The sequence below is a fragment of the Hungatella hominis genome (genome assembly GCF_014288005.1).
GTDB classification, from domain to species: Bacteria; Bacillota; Clostridia; order Lachnospirales; family Lachnospiraceae; genus Hungatella; species Hungatella effluvii.
This window is the reverse complement of sequence record NZ_JACOPB010000049.1, coordinates 1-3,269: the sequence shown is the minus strand read 5'-3', so window position 1 is coordinate 3,269 and position 3,269 is coordinate 1. Positions and strand designations below refer to the sequence as shown.

At 46.0% G+C, this 3,269-nt stretch carries 6 protein-coding genes; 2 read left to right on the top strand and 4 right to left on the bottom strand.

The features are described from left to right. Nucleotides 1–194: 194 nt before the first annotated feature. Nucleotides 195–389, top strand: a complete 195-nt coding sequence (locus H8S75_RS32130; protein WP_187024945.1) for a hypothetical protein — start codon at nucleotides 195–197, stop codon at nucleotides 387–389. A gap of 13 nt (nucleotides 390–402) precedes the next feature. Then, nucleotides 403–1,017, top strand: a complete 615-nt coding sequence (gene lexA, locus H8S75_RS32125) for a transcriptional repressor LexA (RefSeq protein ID WP_187024944.1) — start codon at nucleotides 403–405, stop codon at nucleotides 1,015–1,017. Between the two features lie 42 nt (nucleotides 1,018–1,059). On the opposite strand, the gene H8S75_RS32120 is transcribed toward lexA, so the two are convergent. From H8S75_RS32120 to H8S75_RS32105, 4 genes are all read right to left on the bottom strand, one after another. After that, nucleotides 1,060–1,899 (bottom strand): cell wall-binding protein, encoded by an 840-nt coding sequence (locus H8S75_RS32120; protein ID WP_187024943.1) that lies wholly within the window; start codon nucleotides 1,897–1,899, stop codon nucleotides 1,060–1,062. Between the two features lie 71 nt (nucleotides 1,900–1,970). After that, nucleotides 1,971–2,459, bottom strand: coding sequence for a phage holin family protein (locus tag H8S75_RS32115; RefSeq protein WP_187024942.1), 489 nt, complete (start codon nucleotides 2,457–2,459; stop codon nucleotides 1,971–1,973). Nucleotides 2,460–2,475: 16 nt separating this feature from the next. Then, nucleotides 2,476–2,604 carry an XkdX family protein gene (locus H8S75_RS32110; RefSeq protein WP_187024941.1) on the bottom strand — a complete coding sequence of 43 codons (129 nt, stop codon included), beginning with the start codon at nucleotides 2,602–2,604 and terminating at the stop codon, nucleotides 2,476–2,478. Nucleotides 2,605–2,607: 3 nt separating this feature from the next. Beyond that, on the bottom strand, nucleotides 2,608–3,033 hold the full coding sequence (locus H8S75_RS32105) for a hypothetical protein (RefSeq protein ID WP_187024940.1): 426 nt from the start codon (nucleotides 3,031–3,033) through the stop codon (nucleotides 2,608–2,610). Nucleotides 3,034–3,269 lie beyond the last annotated feature (236 nt).

Below are 3,269 nucleotides of genomic sequence, written 5' to 3'. Positions count from 1 at the left end.
CCTCCCGTATTTCTGGAGATAACATATAGATGTTGTACCCACAATACTAGATACTTTGTATGGAGTAATATCTACTAAAGCCGTGTCAAAACTGTTTTTAAACACACCTAAATCACTATTTTATCGAACAAACGTTTGCTTTTCTGTGAATTATATGTTATTCTATATTCATAAGCAGAAAAGGAGGCGATACTATGAATGATATTTTACCAGAGGAACTCCAAAAAATGTTAGATTTTTTTAATGCCGCTACTGAAGCAGTGGAAACTGAATTAACAGCGGAATTCGCTTGCCCGTTATGTGGAGGAAAAGCATATGCTTCTAAAGCTTCAACAAATGGACATGTACATGCATATTGTAGTAAATGTGATGCAAACTTTATGGAGTAAAGGCGGTGATTAAATGGAAAAAATAACGCCGAAGCAATCAGAGATTTTAAAGTATATCAAAAATAACATTTTAAAAAGAGGGTATTCACCGGCTGTTCGGGATATCTGTAAAGCAGTCGGTTTAAGTTCTCCGTCCTCTGTACAAAATCATCTTAACGTATTGGAGGAAAAAGGATATATCCGTAAAAGCCCACTGCACTCACGAACAATAGAGATAATGGATGACAACTTTAATCTGTTAAGACGCAAAGTAATTAATGTACCACTGTTAGGCACTGTTGCGGCCGGTGTACCATTACTTGCAGAAGAAAATATTGAAAATTACTATCCAATACCCGCCGAATTACTCCCTTGTGAGGAGACATTTATGTTGAATGTTAAGGGGGACAGTATGATTAATGCTGGCATATTCGATGGAGATCAGCTAATAGTTGAGCGGTGCTCAACCGCATGCAATGGTGAAATTGTTGTTGCTCTTGTGGATGATTCAGCTACAGTAAAACGTTTTTTCAAAGAAGATGGATACTATAAGCTTCAACCAGAGAATAGCGATATGGGTCCCATTATTGTAAAGCATCTGGAGATATTAGGAAAAGTAATCGGATTGTTTCGATTAGGAACGGACTGAATAGAAATATGATTAGGCGGCCCACACGGACCGCCTTTTTCGTTATCCAGTCAGCCCCGGATACTGCAATGCTCCGTCCTGATCTGGTGTCAAGGTCACCGGCTCCACGATCATGCCTCCGGCGTTATCCATGATGTACCACTTGCCGTCCACTGTTACCTGGCCCGTGCACATGGCTCCATCATTTCCCAGATAGTACCAGTCTCCGTCATACATATACCAGGTGTTATGTACCATCAGGCCAGCACCATTAAACCAGTACCATTTACCGTCTACGTCCTGATACCAGGCATTACGGACCGGTTCCCCACTGTTACCGAGGTAATACTTCCAGCCGCCGTCCTCCTCATACCAGCCTGATTTCTTCGGCTCTTCCGGCTTCGGCGCTGCATCGTCCTGTATATACCGTATGACGCTTACTAGCCCCTTCCTCCAGCCTCCCGGCGCCCATGAGTCATACCGGCTCTTGCAGTATGCCGTAAGCTGCTTATAACTCGGCCTGCCACTACCGTGGCCGCAGATAATGCCATTACCGCAGTACATCTCAACGTGGCCGATCTTAAGCGGGCGACTCTTATCGGTCCCTGCGAATTCTAGCATATCACTGGGACGCAACCGGGAAACGTCCGGGATACCTGCGGTTATGTCTACGTCTACGGTTGTCAACTTGCTGGACTGATATATTCCAGCGGTATTAAGTATACCGAAACTCTGTCCGGCCTCCGCGTATGCATAACAAATAGAACTACTGCAATCACTGTAGTAGTTTCCGTCCTTATATTTTTTGTAACAATAATCACGTAAGTTCTGACTATAATAATTACGGCCAATCAACAAATCGTACTTATTGATTACCGCCTGCCTCTTTTCTTGTGCTGTCATAGTACCTCCTAAAAAGAAAAAGGCCCAGGATTATCCCAGGCCCATAAATAAGTACAGTATCACCTCCAGCGTTACCGGCCGCCACCCTGATAGTCTGTATTGTCGATCTTATCTTTCAACACCGCAATATATCTAAGCAGCCATTCAGGCACCGCAGCGCCCATTCTGCCGGCATTCTCGATGATAGACAACAACTCATTGAGCAAGTACCATACTGTCACCAAAAGCCCGAAAAACGCGCCCGCAGGAATCCCTAATCCCAGCGTTCCGGATACCGTGGCAATCACATAATCAACCACCATAGCCACGGCGATAACACAGAGATAACCGACCTTCTTAATGATCCCTTTCGCGCCCCGCTTACTGCTCCAGCCATAATCAGGATCAGCCGGATGGTCAATCGCTTCTGTCTTACTTGCCAGCATACCGGTTATGTAGTCCACAACCATCATGGCTGCCAGCGCACACAGAACCGGAAACAGGATCCCTAACTTATTACTCAGGTAGGCACCGGCTGCCGCCAGTACCCCCTGAATCCCGATAACATATTCTCTTTTCATATTCTCAATCCTCCTATTAATAATCCGTTCCGGTGATATCTCGGAACTCCTCCGCTGTGATCCAACGCCCTACTGCATTGCGTACCATGCCAATCGACCAGTACCCATCACCGTAATATCCCTTAACCTTGTTATACTTGCTCATATCCTACACCTCCTCTAAGTCAATGCCGCCCATCATTGCCACATATGCAAGCTGTGCCTTTGTGGCTGCCAGCTCCTCCCGCAGATCAGGCGCCCGGAACTCGGCAATCATAACCATGCCGATCACGTCCCGCGTCTCTGTGATCGGATCGCCGGACTCAGGATCAGTCCCTGTCTGGACCTGTTCTGTACCTACGACATAGTTATCATCTTTCGCCAGTCGGCCAGCATACACAAGGTCTGAGCGCGTCAGGATAGGTTCCCCGGCATCGTCCAGTACGGTAATAGCTTTTGTGGCCTTAACGTCAGCCTCGATCTCCGCAAACGTGACGGCCGCCGGCTGGAAGATCACTCTCCCGCCCTGATCCGTGAGCTGCACTCCGTTGATTACGAGGTCATACAGTTTCTCATTGATTTTGATTTTTTCCATGGTTAAATTCCTTTCCGCCTGCCGGATCATGCCGGACGCAGGCAATAAAATAAGCCCTGTAAGGGGGCTGGTCAAAATGTTACACTCTCAAATTGTTATGATTTTTTACCCGGTTAAATAGTGATTTAGCTGGTAAGGCTGATATCAACACACTGCCAAAGACGGTACATACCTCAATTACTGGTACTGGATCTGATTATTATGATATATCTTGTCCTGGCATTAAATACGGTGCC

Excerpts from the sequence above, each read along its gene's own strand:
- H8S75_RS32130 (WP_187024945.1), top strand. The coding sequence starts at position 195 with ATGAATGATATTTTACCAGAGGAACTCCAAAAAATGTTAGATTTTTTT.
- lexA (WP_187024944.1), top strand. The coding sequence starts at position 403 with ATGGAAAAAATAACGCCGAAGCAATCAGAGATTTTAAAGTATATCAAA.
- H8S75_RS32120 (WP_187024943.1), bottom strand. The coding sequence starts at position 1,899 with ATGACAGCACAAGAAAAGAGGCAGGCGGTAATCAATAAGTACGATTTG.
- H8S75_RS32115 (WP_187024942.1), bottom strand. The coding sequence starts at position 2,459 with ATGAAAAGAGAATATGTTATCGGGATTCAGGGGGTACTGGCGGCAGCC.
- H8S75_RS32110 (WP_187024941.1), bottom strand. The coding sequence starts at position 2,604 with ATGAGCAAGTATAACAAGGTTAAGGGATATTACGGTGATGGGTACTGG.
- H8S75_RS32105 (WP_187024940.1), bottom strand. The coding sequence starts at position 3,033 with ATGGAAAAAATCAAAATCAATGAGAAACTGTATGACCTCGTAATCAAC.